Source organism: Leptolyngbya sp. PL-A3 (assembly GCF_039962325.1).
In the GTDB taxonomy this organism is placed as follows: Bacteria; Cyanobacteriota; Cyanobacteriia; order Elainellales; family Elainellaceae; genus Vacuolonema.
Map to the genome: position 1 here is coordinate 126895 of NZ_JAMPLB010000004.1, position 16777 is coordinate 143671.

The following is a 16777-nucleotide window of genomic DNA, read 5'->3' on the forward strand; positions in this document are numbered from 1 at the left end:
TGGGCGATCGCCCATCTTCCATAAAACGCTTCGCCTTCTCTCTTACAATGCCGGAATCTCTCTGGTACTTTCTCCCCTTTATTGTCGTAGCCCTTGTTAGTGGCGGTATTGGGGCATTTCTCTATGCCGTTATCACGCCTCACTTCAATTACAGATTTACGATCGCGCAACGGATCGATATTCTGCCCAAGTTTGACGCGCTGTATGGGGCAGAAGAGCTGCGATCGCAACTTACCTTTTCCAACGGAAAGCAGTCTTACCCCTATTCCGACTTACATGTGGTTCAGGTCGAAATGACGAATGAATCACCTCACAATTTTGATAACTTCGAATTCGGAATTAATCTGCCATCCCAGGCAACTATGGTCTACATTGAAGCTCAATCTCCCGATCGCCATCGTCTGGTCAAAACACTGACTCCACTTACTTTTGAGCAACCCCAGTCACAAGTTGATATCAACCTGCAACCTTTTAATCGAACCGACACCTATCGGTTTCGGCTACTGCTGCTGGCTGCTGAAGGGTGTCCCCCTTCCGATCAGATTACGTTGACGTCGGCAGAGGCTGTTCGTTTTGTTAATCTGCCCAGTACTGAGCAGATTTTGAAGAAGGCAGCTAAATCTGTGGCACTACCGTTGGGGCCTTTTAAGCTCTCTTTTCGTTGATGTAAGTCTTGCTTGGGGACGCGTCGCTCCCCAAACCCCTCGTCTGGGGGACGGACTGGCCCGTCCCCCAGACCCCCTTGGCCAAGGAGGTTTTGCAGAGGTGTTGTTAGGCCGCTTCGCATCTGTGGGGTTTGGATCAGGTTTGGGTGGTGTGTTTCTGTATGTAGCAAAATCTTTAAACCCAGGGTGTTGTTAGCAATGGCTTTGCACCGCTATTGACGTCCTGGGTTTTGGGCGAAGTTTAATAACACTCAAAAGTAATATTTATCTTCTGCCGATCGGTAGAACTATGGGCTATGGTGAGAGGAAACTCTACGGTTAGGCGCTAAGCCCTACTACCCTCTCAGGAATTGCCCCATGAAAAAAGTATTTCTCACCTTCTTGTTTTGTGTGGGGCTGCTGGTGGCCCTGGGTAGTTTTTCGGGATTGGCCAATCGGGGCACCTATGAGTCCATTGTGTTGGACTTTCGGGAGGATTTATCGGCTGGGGAATTGGAGCAGGAGTTGGGGGCGATCGCCCACCAATTTCACATCACCCCCCATCCCAACAGCATTTTTTCTGAAGCCGATCATCTTTACATTGTGGAAGGGGATGCGGAGACATTGCGGGCTCTGCGGCGATCGCCCCTCAAATCTCTCACGGAATCCATTAGCCCAAACTACGTCTATCAAGCATTAGGAGCACCCAACGACCCTGACTATCCCAAACAGTGGAACTTCCGTAGCATCAACATCGAACCGGCCTGGGATGAAACCAAGGGCCGTGGCACAACTGTCGCTGTGATTGACACGGGCATCAGCCGCGTACCTGATATGGAGCAGACCCAGTTCGTGGCGGGTTACGACTTCGTGAATGACCAGGAGGAGGCAACCGATGACAACGGCCACGGCACCCACGTTGCTGGAACCATTGCTCAATCGACGAACAACAATCTTGGGGTGGCTGGCATTGCCTACGAAGCCGCATTGATGCCTCTAAAAGTGCTGGGCCAGGGCGGTGGTGGCACGGTAGCCGACATTGCTGAAGCGATTCGGTTTGCGGCAGACCATGGTGCGGATGTCATTAATATGAGCCTGGGTGGCGGTGGGGATGCCGATGTGTTGCAGGAGGCGATCGCCTATGCCCACGATAAGGGGGTTGTGATTATCGCCGCTGCGGGTAATGCTGGAGCAAATTCCGCCGATTACCCAGCCCGTTACCCCCATGTCATTGCAGTTTCAGCACTAGACTCCAGTGGATCGAAGACTCCTTATTCCAACTTCGGAGCCGGGGTGGATATTTCCGCACCTGGTGGCGTGTTGAAGGAGGATGACCTGAGTGGCGGCATTCTGCAAAATACGATTAACCCGGAAACTGGCGAACCCGTTTACCTGTCCCTGCAAGGAACTAGCATGGCGGCTCCTCATGTAGCCGCAGTTGCAGCCCTGGTGAAGTCTGTGGGTATTGAGGAGCCGGATGCGATCGCCGACATTCTCAAACAATCTGCCCGCGTGATCAGCGACGACCAACTCAACCATTTTGGTGCCGGCCAACTCGATGCCGACGCAGCTGTGAAGCTGGCACTCAAGGGCCAGATCACGCCCCGAGACTTCTTCCGCTGGCTCAAGGAAAATGGCTATCTCAATCTACGCTTCTGGCTGGATGGCGGAGCTGTAGCTTTGCCACCGAAGCTGGGCATGGTCATTGGTTCTTACTTGTTTGCTTGGCTCCTGCGGAATTACCTTCCCTGGTTTAGCTTCTCCCTTTCCAGTGGCCTGGTGTTGGGCAGTTCTGGGCTGTTCTTTCTGCGGGGATTGTATGTGTTTGACCTACCGCAGGCTCCCTTCCGAGTGCTAGGAAGTTCCCTTCCTGAGTTGGGCAGTGCTTTACAGGCCAGCCCCATGCTCAATCCATTCACGGCCAGTCTATTGATTCCGCTAGTTCTGGTGGCCTTACTATTGGGGCATCCCTCTCTTAAGTGGTTTGCGGTGGGAGCCGGGTTGGGGGTAGCCTCGTGTCTGAGCATCAGCGCTCTGATTGATCCGGGGATGATGCTGTTGGGAAGTGGGGCGATCGCCCGCATGTTCCTCTTCGTCAATGCAATTCTCTGCTTTGGAATTGCAACCCTGGCTGCAAAAGCAGCTGCTCACTCAAACGCATAATCTCATCTAGCCCTACGCGCTTAGAACACAGAGTAGGTTGTTGGAGGACGAAACCGTCAGTTTTATACGCCAACAACCTACTTCAGCAACTCGGAGGTATGAATCATGAGCTTACAGGCCGAAGGCACAGTCAAGAAGTCCTTGATGGGCATGGGCACCTGGACATTAGTAACCGATGGTCAAACCTACGAAATTCACAAAGGTGCACCCGATGGCTTGCTTGTAGAAGGACAAAAGGTCAGAGTTAATGGCGAGGTGCGAAAGGATGTCATGACGATGGCGATGGTTGGCCCCGTGTTAGACGTGAAATCCTTTGAGCCCATGGGCTAAGCCCCAAATATGGAGATTTCCAGATAAGAACTTCCCCATTATTTGGGAAAAAGGCGCGGCGAAGCCGCGCCTTTTTCCCAAATAATGGGGATATTGTTTCCCAGAAATCTCCTATGGCCCAATTAAGGGGTTCAGCAAAGCTGAACAGAGTAATGCATATCACTTGCTACGAAAGTGATGACGATATCGCTGACGTAACTCATAAGCTCCTAACATCAGTATCGCAACGCTGAAGGGAAGAAAATAATAAATAGCTCGGTAAGCCAGTAAAGCACTAAATAACTCATTCGTGGCTACTGGGGGAGAAATCAGAGCTAGCATGACGCTTTCAAACACACCCAGACCGCCAGGCACATTACTAATGATGCCTGCCAATTGCGCTAGCAGATAAATCCCAAAAAAGCCTGGATAAGAGAGAGGGGAAGCAGACGGCAACAGGGTGTAAAGCACAGCGGCGGCCAACGCCCAATCTAAAGATGTAATGACAATCTGGGCCAACGAGAGTTGAATCGGGAGGTGCGGTATTGTCCACCCGGCAATTTGTAGGGAGCGCGCACTGATCACACTCCAGATCAAATAAGCCGTAATCACAATTAGAAATAAAACGCCAATCGGATGAACCGACGAAACAGGTAAATCCAGTAGGGCTGGAATTTCAATGGGCTCAATAACAAAGAGAATGCCACCCACCGAAAATAGCCCAAGCCAAAAACTGATATTGCAAAAAGCAATAATCTGAGCAATCTTAGTCGCAGGAATTTGCCAGGCCGCGTAAAAACGGTACCGAATCGCACTGCCACTTAACAGCGCTAGACCAATGGTGTTACTGATGGCATAGCTCGTAACAGCAGCCAACGCTGTCTTTCGATAGGGCAATGGTTGCCGAATATAGATTGCCGCCAAAGTGTCGTATCCTGTTAGCGTCCAATAATTGAGGAGAGTAAGGGCGATCGCCACCCCCACCAATCCAATCGGAATTGCCTGCACGCTGCTCCAAATTTCTTCAGGAGTATGTTGCCGTAATTGTTGGCGAATAGCCCATAAAGATATCCCAAATAGGCCAAAACCAAGAATTACTGGAAACCAGTGCGCATAGTGCTGAAACCTTTGCCGCCAGGAATGCATGATGTATTTGCAAGAATAGAAGTGGGACTTTGTGTACGTCACTAGGCATGTTTAAAGAATTCATTTTCTAGATACAACCTCTATAAAAAATCAATCCTTTAAGCATGATGTCAATTTAATCAGTACGAAATTCTGATCAAAAAAGAATTCACAGACTTGCCACTAACTTGTCATAAGACCGACATACAGACAAACTACTGTAAATATATCAGTCACTCCTCCACTCTCTTACAGGGATATTTCAAATGTTTCAAAAGGGCTTGATTTTTCGGGGTTAAAATCCATAAAAAATTGACCTTTTAAGCATTTCATCAGGCTGTAATTCAACCGTTCATACTCCCTTGAAACGGGAGGATATTTCCTATGCAAACAGGACAATCTGATAATGACAAGTCTCTTCAACCTGAATTTCAACTTGATACCAAAACCCATCAATTGCAGCGCATTTCACGGTTTTCTCCGGGACGAATGGGTAGGGCAATTGGCCTCATTCTATTAGGAGCCGGAATCGCAACAACCGGCCATTATGCAACTTCTTATTTCAGCACTCATCGTTCATCGAATACAATCGTCCAAGAACCAGTCTCTACGACATCCTTAACTTCCGCACCTGCACTCCCCCCTTCTAATTTTATTGCCAATGTGGTGCAGGAGGTCGGTCCTGCGGTTGTTCGGATTGATGCGGCCCGTACCGTCAAAACCTCTCAGCCCGAAGTATTTAACAACCCTCTATTTCAACAGTTCTTCGGTCGCCAGATGCCAACCCCACCTTCGCAACAAATTGAGCGCGGTGTGGGCTCTGGGTTTATCGAAACATCGGATGGGCGAATTATCACGAATGCCCATGTGGTCGAGGGAGCCGATACCGTACAGGTGACGTTGAAGGACGGCCGCACCTTTGAAGGCAAAGTGCTAGGGGCTGACCCGGTAACGGATGTTGCCGTTGTTCAAATTAAGGCGAATAACTTGCCTACCCTCAAGTTCAGTAACTCCGATGCGCTGCAACCGGGGGATTGGGCGATCGCCATTGGCAACCCTCTGGGACTGGATAACACCGTCACCATGGGCATCATCAGCGCCACAGGTCGTTCCAGCGGCCAGGTGGGGATACCAAACGAACGGGTCAACTACATCCAAACAGACACAGCAATCAATCCGGGTAACTCAGGTGGACCGTTGCTCAACCAGAAGGGTGAAGTAATTGGGATGAACACCGCTATCATTCAGGATGCTCAAGGAATTGGGTTCGCCATTCCGATCAACACGGTCAGCCGCATTGCCGACCAGTTGGCTGATCATGGCAAGGTAGAACATGCCTATCTGGGTGTCCAGATGATTACGCTATCGCCCCAGATGAAGCAGGAAATTAACAACAACCCTAACAGCGGACTCAGTGTGAATGACGAGCAGGGAGTGCTAGTCGCAAAAGTCATGCCCAATTCTCCAGCAGAACAAGCAGGGCTGCGATCGGGAGATGTCATCCACAAAGTCAATGGTCAAGAGGTGACAGACGGAGCGCAGATCCAACAAATTGTCGAATCCAGTGGAGTAGGTAGCAACCTGCAAATGATACTGAACCGCAATGGCCAAGAGCAAACCCTCTCCATTAAAACGGGAATGGTACCTGCACAAAACCAACCGGACGAATAGCCGCTGGATCACTCAAACGGACAGAAGAAACTAATTTTTTCGTGCGGATGACGCACGAAAAAATTACTCAGATTTTGTACCAACTAGAAGGCGATCTTTTTATCGCGACACCTGGCGACTCCACAATTTCGACTTGAAATACAACGGTCCCAGGGTTCCGTACCCATCACTGCTGAGGCAAGAGTGCAGCGTATCCACCTTCCTCTCAAAGATAGGGGAGTTGGAATTGCACCGCAGGATCTCGCCTGTGTGTTCGATTGTTTCTCGGAACCGAGCAATTGCGTATCGTATCCAATTTAAGATGTGAATTGGGGTTGGCGATCGATTGGGCGATCGCCATTCACCACGGAGACAGTCTTATCAAATAGCTGACGTTTCAAATTCTCGTGTTGGTTGTCTCTCTCCTGCCTGTTCAATTTGCTTCAAACTATTCAGGGAGAGCAGTCCAAAACCAACTTTCGATGCAATATCCAATAGCGTATATCCCATTGTTTCATAGCCCTGGCTGAGAATACTCAACCCTGTGCTACTCAAAATCCAGACGACCGGATAAAGCGTCCACAAAATGACATGCACACTCAAGAGCTTACGAAAAACCTTACGAGAACGAGGATGTTTACGTTCAGCCTCAATACGGTAGGGTTTTACCAGTAGATAAAGTGTTGCTAAAAACGCTGCACAACTCACAACATACCAAACATAGTTGATTGGTTTGGGTGACATTGTGGCAGCAAAACCCGTCAGAATCATGTAGGTATTTGCCCCCAGCAAGCTACCCGTAACAGCAACCGTACTGCGGCCTAAAAAGGCTAAATCTAACAGTAATAAAGGCGTCGACATAAACCAGGTGACATAGCGAACCCAGAAGGTCGGACGACCATAAACCTCGCTTTGCCCTTGCCCCATTGCCATTGCTAGATAAAGCCCAGCAGCAATTACGCAAATAAAAAAGTTCAGGATAAATAGGATTTTCCAGCGTTCACTTTGAGCTTGGGCAGCCCCAAATCCAAACAGTACGGAGCCAAGCGCCATGCTAATGACTCCAGTCCACAACCAGGTTTGAACCATAGTGTTATTTCAAAGTAGGAGGAATTTCTTCTACCTAGTTTCTTAAGTTTCTTAAACTTTCTCCATAGTTCAGAAGATAGATATTGGGTACATTCCACTTTTGCAAATTTGGAAACTCACTGTTGTAAGTGAAGCGGGCTTCGCCCGCTTCACTTACAAAATATTCTGGACAGTTTTTGTGAAACCCTTGATTTTGCGCGCGTGAAGCGCACGCAAAATCAAGGGTTTCACAAAAACTGTCCGAACTGATGTTACAAAAGTGGAATGCAACCTAGATATTCGTATCCATGTGGATAGTTTTGTAAATCTTTGATTTTGTGCGCTATATATAGCCTGACACAATCTAGCAAGCAAGGTTATTTGTGACAAGCCACGTGCACAACGTTTTTCACAAAGAACTCTGCCACTTCAAGCGTGTAGTACTACACACAATTAAGAGGCTATTTACTCGGTGCGGTAGGTACCTGAAAAGGGTACTCTTCATTCATTTTTTGGGAAACCGATGGGTGCAAGCCGTAACTAAGGAAGCAAGCAACAACGCTTCTCCGAATCACAAGAAGGACATCTATCATGCAAGCATCTGCCCCCAATACCCGCCCAGAAATTCTCTGCCACCAACTGCCAATTCTGCGCCGCAATGACCAACAAAAAAGAGCCGATGAAAATATCAAAGTTCTCCAACGGCTTCTGAACGGTTATAACTTCAAACTTCAAGTTGATGGGTTCTTTGGCGCTAAGACAGAAGCCGCTGTGATGACCTATCAAGAGCGAGGCAACGACCATAATCCCTACATGTTGGTTGATGGCATTGTTGGGCCTCAAACCTGGGAATCGTTGGGAGCTTGTATTATCGTTGGGTGTTAATTTCTCTAAAGGATTTCGGAGCAAGAGATAAACTCCTTGCTTTGTTTAGTTTTGCCAGAGCGAAACCAAATGGGGCTGTAGTTTTCCTGCGGAGAGGGGAGGCGATCGCTTACCCTGGATATAGGTTCTTTTGTTCGCCCTATGTCCTACGAGCCGCTGCACCACAAATATCGTCCCCAGACCTTTCGGGAACTGGTAGGCCAGGAAGCGATCGCCACCACCCTCAGCAACGCTCTGCGGCAGCGGCGGATCGCACCTGCCTATCTATTCACCGGAGCCCGGGGAACAGGGAAAACCTCCAGTGCTCGCATTTTTGCTAAGTCGCTGAACTGCCTCAGCTCAGACGCCCCCACGCCATCTCCCTGTGGAAAATGTGAGGTGTGCCGGGCGATCGCCCTCGGCTCTGCCCTGGATGTCATCGAGATCGATGCCGCTAGCAACACCGGGGTTGATAACATCCGCGAACTGATTGAACGAGCGCAATTTGCCCCCGTTCAGTGTCGTTACAAAGTATATGTAATCGACGAGGTTCATATGCTCAGTAATGCGGCATTCAACGCATTACTGAAAACATTGGAAGAACCGCCTAATCAGGTTGTGTTTGTGTTAGCAACCACGGACCCCCAACGGGTTTTAGCAACCATTATTTCTCGGTGTCAGCGATTTGATTTTCGTCGCATTCCCCTGGAAGCGATGGTGGCGCATTTGGGAACAATCGCTCAAAAAGAAGGCATTCCCATTACGGACGACGCCATTCAGTTAGTGGCGCAGTTGTCCCAGGGAGGCTTGCGGGATGCTGAAAGTTCGCTGGATCAGCTCAGTCTGCTGGATGGGGAGATTACCCCTGAGCGGGTTTGGGATCTGGTGGGGGCGGTGCCCGAGCAGGATTTGCTGGCTCTGATGGGGGCGATCGCCCAGGATCAACCAGAAGCCCTGATTGATCGGGTCCGTCAACTTATGGATCGGGGTCGTGAACCGAGCATTGTGTTGCAAAACCTGGCAAGCTTTTATCGAGATTTGTTAATTGCCAAAACCGCTCCTGACCGCGGCGACCTGGTTACAGTCACCGCGCAAACGTGGAAGGCCATGGTGGACTTTGTCTCTACCCTATCCGTCGCCCTCTTACAGCAAGGGCAGCAACACCTCCGGAGCAGTGAGGCGCAGATTCGCAACAGTGCCCAACCACGGTTATGGCTGGAAGTAACCCTGCTGGGGTTATTACCATCGGCGATGGCAACCGTTGCGCCAGTCCCGGCACCTGGCATTGCAGCGCAGGCGGGAATCCCTGCGACTCGGGTGGCTCCACCACCGACTCCCGTAGCCCCAGCCCCAGCGGCACAGGCGGCTCCGGCACCAGCACCCACTGCCCGTCCCGCTGCTACAAGCCCAAGTCCGGTAGCCGCCGCGTCTCCTCCCGCCGCGCCCGTCGCTAAAACGACAGCCCCACCCCCGGCGCCAGAAACCGATGCAGCTCCGGTACCGATGACGTTGCCGGAACCGACGCCCGTGGAAGTGGCTGCTACAGTGTTGCATCTGGAACAAACCTGGCAGCAGGTGCTGGGATTGGTGCAACCCAACTCCACTCAAATCTTGTTGCGGCAGCAGTGTTTTCTCCTAGCCTATAGTGGGCAGGAAGCCCGCATCGGCGTAAAAGCCGCACCCCTGCTAAAAATTGCCTCTAGCCGCCACGGCAATATTGAAGCTGCTTTCGAACAATATGCGGGGCACCGCGTCCGAGTCACACTAGAGGTAGCCGAACCCCTCCAACCCGGAACTCTCCCTACAACAACGGCAAAACTCAGCACTTCCGCTCCCACACCCCCAGCTCCGGCTACCCCCTCGCCTCCACGACCTGCTGTGATTGCAGAAGCCGTACCTAACGCTGGACGGGTGGCCGCGATCGCCCAACCTCCTGCCCCTATCGCAACTCCCGAACCGGATCGCCCAGCCGCTCTGGAACCCGAACCCATCTCCATGGCGCCGCCCCCCATTGCTTCCCGGTGGGATGAAGACCCTCTGGTGCGAGCCGCCAATAACGTGGCGTCGTTCTTCAACGGCCAGGTGATTCGTTGGGATGAGGCCGATGTGTTACCTGGTGGCAAGCTACCCGGAGATGACTGGGCCGACGAAACGTCTCTGGGGGATGAAGGGGATGATGTCCCCTTCTAACGCATATAGACTTCCTGCACGAAGTCTACTGTTTTTGTGAGTTGGAGAAGCTGGCTACACCAGCTTCTCCAACTCACAAAAATAGAAAACCTCAGTTCGAGATAAGCCAAAATAAGCGTTTTCGAGTGCCGCGCGTTGCGCGGCACTCGAAAACGCCCTTAACCCGAACTCAGGTTAGAAAAATGGGCATCGCACAAAGTGCGACGCCCATTCTATTTGTGAAGCCTGGATTGAGACGTTACAGACCTGGATTATTGGAGTCTAAGGTCGTGTAAGCCCCTGTGATCGCATTCGGCAAATTCGGGACATTGTTGAAAATTGAACTACCAACACGCAGTGTACCTACTCCATTAAAGATTGCACCGCCTGAAAGCGATCGCAGACTCGATTGGTTGCCCTGGAAATCGGCAAAGCGCACCTCAACGGTGCCCTGGTTATTGTAGATACCGCCGCCAGAGCCATCCGTTCTGTTGGTGGCGAAAATAACCCGGTTATCTGCCGTACCCGTGATGTTCACGGTTGCTCCGGTGTTATAGAGGCCGCCTCCAGAGCTTTGGGCAAAGTTGTTCTCAAAAAGAGTCCCTTCAAACAGGTTGACGGTACCCGTCCCAATTCCCAGGCCGCCCCCAGAGGCTCCACCAACGGCCGTCGCATTATTATTCGAGACCGTTGTATTACGCAAGGTCAGGGTGCCGTTGCTGTGGTAGATACCACCGCCCAGGCTAGCTGCGTTGTTGCTGATAATCATACCTTCCAGGGTGAGGTTGCCCCCGTTGTTGAAGATGCCACCGCCATTGCCGTTGCTCAGCAGTCCACCGGAGACCGTCAACCCTCGCAGCGTGGCTGTAATCCCATTGTTGAGCTGGAAGATACGAAACTCAGTCGTACCGCTACGGCGCACTGTCAGGTTATCCGCGCCGGGGCCGTCGATGGTCATGTTGCGGGTGATCGCAGGTAAAGCCGAGCCCAAGTTGATCTCTCCATCCGCCCCCTGACCCTCAAACGTAATGGTGGGATTGGCAATGGATGCTGCAGTGTTAGCAGCCAGAATCGCCTGTCGCAGCGAGCCGGCTCCACTGTTGTTGGTGTTGGTCACGACACCATCGTCATTGAGGATCGTTCCTATCACGGCATCCGGGGTTGTGATGCCATAACCCGACCCGGCGGTCAGGGTCAGGTTAACGGTTTCATTGTTTTCGATAGTCAGCAGGTCAGCGGTGGGCAACAAGGTCAGGGTAGCCGCTTCCTGGCCTGGAGCAAAGGTGATGGAACCCGTGGTGCCATTAAAGGAAAATGTTTGACCCGTGGAGCTAACGGTGTAATCTCCAGTCTGACCAAAGAGTGCAGTACCGGCGGTGCTGAAGGTGACTGTCAGAGCACGCCCCGTAAAGCCACTCCGGGTGAAAGTGTAGACAATACCCTCGCCGCTATCCTCCCGAACGGCGTCAGAAACGCTGAGGGCAATGCTAGCGTCATCGTCTGTGATGGTGCCAATTACAGGCTCTGTTGTTTCGGCCACATAGCCATTCCCCTCTTGCACCTCCAGGCTAATGGTGCGATCGGGCTGAGGCTGAGAGTTAGGAGTGGGCCTGATAGTCAGCGTCCGGCTGGTCACTCCAGCGGCAAAGGTCACAGTGCCACTGGTGCTATTAAAGGTATAGGTGGTACCTGTTGGTGCCGTCACCTGGTAGTCTGTGCCGAGCGTAGCACTGCCCCCTACATTAAAATCCACCGTCACTGGGCGATTCAGGAAGCCGCCTCGGGTAAAGGTTACCGTTAGGGGAGCATTGCTATCTTCCAGCACGCTTTCAGGGGTGATCGCCACCTGGATGCTGCTATCGTCATTGGTAATCGTGCCCGTCGCCGTCGCGTTGCCCCCAACCAGATAAGAGCTTCCCTCTGTAACAGTTAGCACAACCGTTTCATCAGGTTCTACGAGGTTATCAGCCGTAGGAGTTAGGGTTACCGTCTTGGTGGTCTCACCCTCCGCAAAGGTAACGGTACCCGAGGTGCCGGTGAAGGTAACATCTGTAGAGTTGGTCGGGGCAGTATAGTCACCCTCAGGCCCAAACGTGGCAGTCCCCCCGACTGTGAAGTTAACGGTTGCCGTCTGGCCAGTAAAGCCACTGCGCGTGAAGGTATAAACCAGACCTACACCACCGTCCTCAAGAACACTGGTGGGTTGTACGGCAACAGCAACTTCGCTCTCATCGTTGCGAATAGTACCGACGGCTGGAGTTGTATCCGCCACATAGCCTGTACCATTGCTCAACCGCAGCGAAACAGTCTCATCCTGCTCCAGCAGCAGATCGGTCACGGGGCGAATGCGCAGCTCACGGGTTGACTGGCCTTCTGCAAAGGTGATGGTACCCGTGGTACCCGTCAGGGTAAAGGTTGTGCCGTCGGGCGCGACGACTTCATAATCATTCGTGGCTCCAGCGATCGCCGTTCCCTGAAGGGTAAAGCTGACCGTGATTTCACGCCCCACAAAGCCCGTACGCGTGAAGGTATAGACCAGATCTCCACCCCCATCCTCAAAGACGGCATCGGGGGCGATCGCCACACTCACCTGGGCCTCATCATCAACAATCGTCCCCGTTGCGGCGCCATCCCCTTCAACGGTGTAGCCCGTTCCCTGCTCCAGGGTCAGAATTACGGTCTCATCTTCTTCGGACACATTATCAACGCGCGGGGTTACCGTAATCGCCGCCGACGCCACTCCTGCCGGAAGCGTCACCGAGCCGGTGCCATCTGTTCGGATCGTGCCGCCTAAGACCGTATAGTCAACGCCACGAGACGCCGTTCCCCCCAGGCTAAAGTTAATGGTCAGAGGGTCACGAATAAAGGTGCTACGGGTCAGGGTAAAAATGATGGGTGTACCGCCATCCTCCCGGCTACTGGTGGGAGAAGCCGTTATTGTAACGGGCACAGATGGCGCGGGTACTGTTACCTGAAAGCTCCCTAAACTGCCTCCGACACTGTAGTTACCCTGGGTATCAAACACCTGACCTCGTCGCAATGTCACCTCATAGGTGCCATCCTCATTGGCATCCCAGGTACCACCAGGAGCATCCAATGTGTAGGTGGCCGTCACAGAGGTCGGGCTGTTGACCACAACGTTGGTAGCCCTCGCAAGCTGCTGGAAGCCATTTGGCCCTGTCACCAGGATGTCACGGTCATTAATGCTACGAGCATCAATGCCGCTAGCATCAGCATACTGAATGGTAAAAGTTTGGGTGGCAACGTCCGCCTGAGTAATGTTAGTCACCTGAAAATTAGCAAAGGTGGGCCGAGTCACGTCTCGCGCTGGCAACGTTGCCGAACGAAAATCAGTTGCTGTAATCAGCCGAGGAGCCACGCCGCGCAAAACGGCCAGATACTCTCCCGTCCCCCGTAGTCGAATAACCGTGCTGCCAGCAAGATTGCCCGTTCCCGCACTGATGATGAGCGATTGGAAGCGCAGTCCACTCGCGAGTTGAATGACGTCAGTGTTGTTTCTGAAGTCAAGAATTTGGTCGGCAGCATTCTGGTTCGCTCCGCCCCATCGTGGCGCAAGCACGAATGTGTCCTGACCCGCTCCCCCTACCAGGATGTCGGTGCCAATCCCCCCATAGATCAGGTCAGATCCTGCCCCCCCGTCAATGCGATCGTTTCCGGCATCGCCCGAGAGAATGTCATTGCTTGTACCGCCCAAAATGTTGTCGTTTCCAGCATCGCCATAGATAGTGTCAAGGCCATCACCACCATCAAGCTGGTCGTTTCCGCCGCCCCCCCGCATCAAGTCACGGCCAAGATTGCCATACATGACATCATTTCCGGCCTCACCCAGAACAATGTCGTTGCCATCTTCTCCAAAAATAAGGTCAGCCGAGGAAAGACCGACCAGAAAATCTGTTTGCTCAGTGCCAATGATGCTAGCCATGGACGATTTACCTTAACGATGTAATGAAAAGTGACGAGTTCAGCGGTACATAGGACAGGCGGGAGCTACACACTGTCTCCAGGAGCCATAAATATTGAGTATTGCCCGTGTTATTTCAGAGGGCTGGGTCCCTCAAAGCTGTTTTTTTGATTTGAGCCCATGCTTCTGCAGCTTGAGGGGATAGAATTCGTGCTTTTTCAAGCTAGCGTTCTCATCCCTTAATAAGTTTAAAACGGGCTTAACTGGGGCATTTTTTCTGGTATTCAAAGTACTTCAACGTTTGGGATTCACTACGAAAAAATCCTACTGAATTCACTTTTAGGATTAAACTCTAGCAAACACAGCCCTCATGAGAGAGAAGTTCTAGCGTTTTTTAAACGTGTTATGCATGAAAAGTTTGTTTTTCTTAAAAATGATTCAGGCAGCAAACCATCCTCAGAATAATCTGCCTCTTATATATAGCAACAGCTATTAAACTTGCGCTATCTTTTTCTATGTTTGATACAGTATCTTCCGATTGGCTGAGAGAGATGGATGTGGAACTTCGTCCCACATCCATCTCTCTCAGCCATTCTCATTTTGGAATCCAATCCGAAAATAGCCCGCCTTCGGCGGACTATTTTCGGGCTTCAAAGCTGAGAGTTCGTGCCCGAAGGGCGCGAACTCTCAGCTTTGAAGCCCATATTGCTATAAAAAGCGCAGCAATTCTCATTTTGAAATCAGGCCCGAAAACCGCGCGCCGAAGGCGCGCGGTTTTCGGGCCTCAAAGCCAAGAGTTCACGCCCGTAGGGCGTGAACTCTTGGCTTTGAAGCCCATATTGCTGTAAAAAGCGGGGTGCCATTGACGCCCCGCTGAAAATTTGATAGTTTTTACGATCTCGGCCAAAAATTAGGACGGTGGCTTAGGCCACAGCCTCAGATGCACTAGGGGTAGCGCCCTGAATCTTCTGTTGCACATCGAAGGCGATCGCAAACCGAGCTTGAGGTATCATACGGGCCACAATCTTCAGGTAAGCTTCTGCATCACTGCGATGACGAAAACGGGCAACAGCAGCCTGCTTAAAATCGGGCATTAGCTTGTGAACAACCCACGGGTTTAACTGTTCTTGGTAACTCATAGCGTCAAAAGCATCTCTTAGGTGAAGGACATCGAGGCGAAGCAACGGCACCTGACGTATCAGACGCCTATATCCAAACGAGCCACAAACACTGCAATCGAAAGCTTGAATCTACGGGGAATGAGATGAACCCCAATACGCTATATGTAGTAAGCGCTTATTAGCCTCAACACTATATAAGGCGGAATACGAGAAAAACCGTATCCCAGGATACAGTTTTAGAAATTTGCACCACATTTAGGGGGAGCGATCGCTCAATCCCCTATCCGCCTACTAGATAGGCACCCGCTGTCGGCTATTGAGAAAGGCTATTATTCAGCTTCTACGAGGGTTCTGTCGCCAATCCGTGCGATCCCCATAGTTTTTTAAAGTACTCTGGACAGTTTTTCTGAAATCCTTGATTTCAGAAAAACTGTCCGAACTAATGAAAATTAAATCAAGGTTGCTACCTGCCTGTTGAATCTGGCTGTTCCACCCATCACACTCAACACTGAGGCAGATGGGTTAGCAGGAGCTTAGAAACCCAGGGTTCTCAGAAACACCGGGTTTCTAATCTTCACAGCAACCCCGTCTCGTTAACCTACGGTCATCAGCCCTAACCGCATGAGAATATTGGACAGAACGCTATAGACAATGCTGAGAGCAAAGGCTCCAAGCAGGGCACTCAATATCCCCCATCTCAGGCGGAAACCTGTGACGAGCTTTGCCGCTAATCCAAAAATCAGCGCATTCAGCAATATTGATGCTAACCCCAGGGTCAGAATATTAATGATGGTCGCCCCAAAAACAGGCTCCAATAAAGGGCGGATCAGGGCGTTCAACAGACCCAGAACGAGCCCAGCTAGAAAAGCAATGTTGAGGCTATCGACTTCTATCCCTAAAGGCAACTTTGAAATCAAAAGTAAGCTCAGAGCCAGAATAATGACAGTGAGAAGAAAAGGTATTAGCCAGGTCATAGGTCAGATTCTCGCGGAGATGCGTCACCAACGTTGGCATCATTAAAGCAAAAAAGTCGCGATCGCTAACGTTTTTCTTGACGCAAATCAAATTTTGCCCTGGACTGGGCTTAAAGTTTTTAGCAAATGCTACAGGCTGAGAGCTGACGGCTAAGTTTTTATAGAGTTTTTTATCCTAATTTGGGATAAGCTGAAGTGCCCATTTTTAGGTGTACATAGCGCACTCGGAAAACGTCCTTAATCCGAACTTCTCAGAAAACAATACTCTGGACAGTTTTTCTGAAACCGTTGATTTTGCGTGCGCTTCGCGCACGCAAAATCAACGGTTTCAGAAAAACTGTCCGAACTAATGAGAAAACAATGTTTCTTTCTACCCCGGGATGATGGGTGCAGAGCAACACGACTCCATTGAAGACTGACATTATTTAACCTCAGTTCGGGTTAAGGGCTTTTTCGAGTGCCGCGCTTCGCGCGGCACTCGAAAAAGCCCATTATTGCGTGCGCGTCGCGCACGCAATAATGGGCGGTTCGGCTTATCCCGAGCTGACGTTATTTAGGAGGCGCTAAAAGCTGAGGGTGGGCGTTTTATAGACATCACTCATTCGCGTTTATGGCGTCCTTGCCAAACAGGCAAGCTCGTACATTCCTTGCTTCATCTCTCAGTGCTCGATTTGAAGAAGTATTACTGTTCCAACGCAAATCCTTAATTTAAGGTGAACCAGTCTAAATTCAAATCAGACGATTTGTGCGGTTATGGGGATGCAGCGC

Annotated in this window: 11 protein-coding genes; 6 read left to right on the forward strand and 5 right to left on the reverse strand. The window is 51.0% G+C overall.

Annotated features, from left to right (window positions below; genetic code table 11):
- Nucleotides 1–47: 47 nt before the first annotated feature.
- From NDI52_RS05310 to NDI52_RS05320, 3 genes are all read left to right on the forward strand, one after another.
- Nucleotides 48–665 carry a hypothetical protein gene (locus tag NDI52_RS05310; protein WP_190771768.1) on the forward strand — a complete coding sequence of 206 codons (618 nt, stop codon included), beginning with the start codon at nucleotides 48–50 and terminating at the stop codon, nucleotides 663–665.
- 357 nt (nucleotides 666–1022) lie between these two features.
- A complete protein-coding gene (locus tag NDI52_RS05315; RefSeq protein WP_190771769.1) occupies nucleotides 1023–2807 on the forward strand; it encodes a S8 family peptidase in 1785 nt (594 codons plus the stop codon).
- A 105-nt stretch (nucleotides 2808–2912) separates the two neighbouring features.
- Nucleotides 2913–3137 (forward strand): hypothetical protein, encoded by a 225-nt coding sequence (locus tag NDI52_RS05320; protein ID WP_190771770.1) that lies wholly within the window; start codon nucleotides 2913–2915, stop codon nucleotides 3135–3137.
- Between the two features lie 159 nt (nucleotides 3138–3296).
- Here the strand turns inward: NDI52_RS05320 and NDI52_RS05325 are convergent, their stop codons facing one another.
- Nucleotides 3297–4262 carry a lysylphosphatidylglycerol synthase domain-containing protein gene (locus NDI52_RS05325; protein WP_190771771.1) on the reverse strand — a complete coding sequence of 322 codons (966 nt, stop codon included), beginning with the start codon at nucleotides 4260–4262 and terminating at the stop codon, nucleotides 3297–3299.
- Between the two features lie 363 nt (nucleotides 4263–4625).
- Here NDI52_RS05325 and NDI52_RS05330 point away from each other — a divergent pair, with 363 nt between their 5' ends.
- Entirely contained in the window at nucleotides 4626–5912 is a 1287-nt protein-coding gene (locus NDI52_RS05330) for an HhoA/HhoB/HtrA family serine endopeptidase (protein WP_190771772.1), read from the forward strand.
- A 360-nt stretch (nucleotides 5913–6272) separates the two neighbouring features.
- Here the strand turns inward: NDI52_RS05330 and NDI52_RS05335 are convergent, their stop codons facing one another.
- Complete coding sequence (locus NDI52_RS05335) at nucleotides 6273–6980, reverse strand: microbial rhodopsin family protein (RefSeq protein ID WP_190771773.1); 708 nt, start codon at nucleotides 6978–6980, stop codon at nucleotides 6273–6275.
- Between the two features lie 570 nt (nucleotides 6981–7550).
- On the opposite strand from NDI52_RS05335, the gene NDI52_RS05340 reads away from it, so the two are divergent.
- Both NDI52_RS05340 and NDI52_RS05345 read left to right on the forward strand, forming a co-directional pair.
- On the forward strand, nucleotides 7551–7844 hold the full coding sequence (locus NDI52_RS05340; protein WP_190771774.1) for a peptidoglycan-binding domain-containing protein: 294 nt from the start codon (nucleotides 7551–7553) through the stop codon (nucleotides 7842–7844).
- Between the two features lie 141 nt (nucleotides 7845–7985).
- Entirely contained in the window at nucleotides 7986–10013 is a 2028-nt protein-coding gene (locus NDI52_RS05345) for a DNA polymerase III subunit gamma/tau (RefSeq protein WP_190771775.1), read from the forward strand.
- 238 nt (nucleotides 10014–10251) lie between these two features.
- On the opposite strand, the gene NDI52_RS05350 is transcribed toward NDI52_RS05345, so the two are convergent.
- The 3 genes from NDI52_RS05350 to NDI52_RS05360 all read right to left on the reverse strand — a co-directional run bounded on the left by NDI52_RS05350 (nucleotide 10252) and on the right by NDI52_RS05360 (nucleotide 16009).
- Nucleotides 10252–13935 carry a Calx-beta domain-containing protein gene (locus tag NDI52_RS05350; RefSeq protein ID WP_190771776.1) on the reverse strand — a complete coding sequence of 1228 codons (3684 nt, stop codon included), beginning with the start codon at nucleotides 13933–13935 and terminating at the stop codon, nucleotides 10252–10254.
- A 902-nt stretch (nucleotides 13936–14837) separates the two neighbouring features.
- Entirely contained in the window at nucleotides 14838–15053 is a 216-nt protein-coding gene (locus NDI52_RS05355) for a hypothetical protein (protein ID WP_190774323.1), read from the reverse strand.
- 575 nt (nucleotides 15054–15628) lie between these two features.
- Entirely contained in the window at nucleotides 15629–16009 is a 381-nt protein-coding gene (locus NDI52_RS05360; protein WP_190774324.1) for a phage holin family protein, read from the reverse strand.
- Between the last annotated feature and the right edge of the window lie 768 nt (nucleotides 16010–16777).

Bases quoted from the DNA above. Each gene is read 5' to 3' on its own strand.
- NDI52_RS05310 (WP_190771768.1), top strand. From the start codon at position 48: ATGCCGGAATCTCTCTGGTACTTTCTCCCCTTTATTGTCGTAGCCCTT.
- NDI52_RS05315 (WP_190771769.1), top strand. From the start codon at position 1,023: ATGAAAAAAGTATTTCTCACCTTCTTGTTTTGTGTGGGGCTGCTGGTG.
- NDI52_RS05320 (WP_190771770.1), top strand. From the start codon at position 2,913: ATGAGCTTACAGGCCGAAGGCACAGTCAAGAAGTCCTTGATGGGCATG.
- NDI52_RS05325 (WP_190771771.1), bottom strand. From the start codon at position 4,262: ATGCATTCCTGGCGGCAAAGGTTTCAGCACTATGCGCACTGGTTTCCA.
- NDI52_RS05330 (WP_190771772.1), top strand. From the start codon at position 4,626: ATGCAAACAGGACAATCTGATAATGACAAGTCTCTTCAACCTGAATTT.
- NDI52_RS05335 (WP_190771773.1), bottom strand. From the start codon at position 6,980: ATGGTTCAAACCTGGTTGTGGACTGGAGTCATTAGCATGGCGCTTGGC.
- NDI52_RS05340 (WP_190771774.1), top strand. From the start codon at position 7,551: ATGCAAGCATCTGCCCCCAATACCCGCCCAGAAATTCTCTGCCACCAA.
- NDI52_RS05345 (WP_190771775.1), top strand. From the start codon at position 7,986: ATGTCCTACGAGCCGCTGCACCACAAATATCGTCCCCAGACCTTTCGG.
- NDI52_RS05350 (WP_190771776.1), bottom strand. From the start codon at position 13,935: ATGGCTAGCATCATTGGCACTGAGCAAACAGATTTTCTGGTCGGTCTT.
- NDI52_RS05355 (WP_190774323.1), bottom strand. From the start codon at position 15,053: ATGAGTTACCAAGAACAGTTAAACCCGTGGGTTGTTCACAAGCTAATG.
- NDI52_RS05360 (WP_190774324.1), bottom strand. From the start codon at position 16,009: ATGACCTGGCTAATACCTTTTCTTCTCACTGTCATTATTCTGGCTCTG.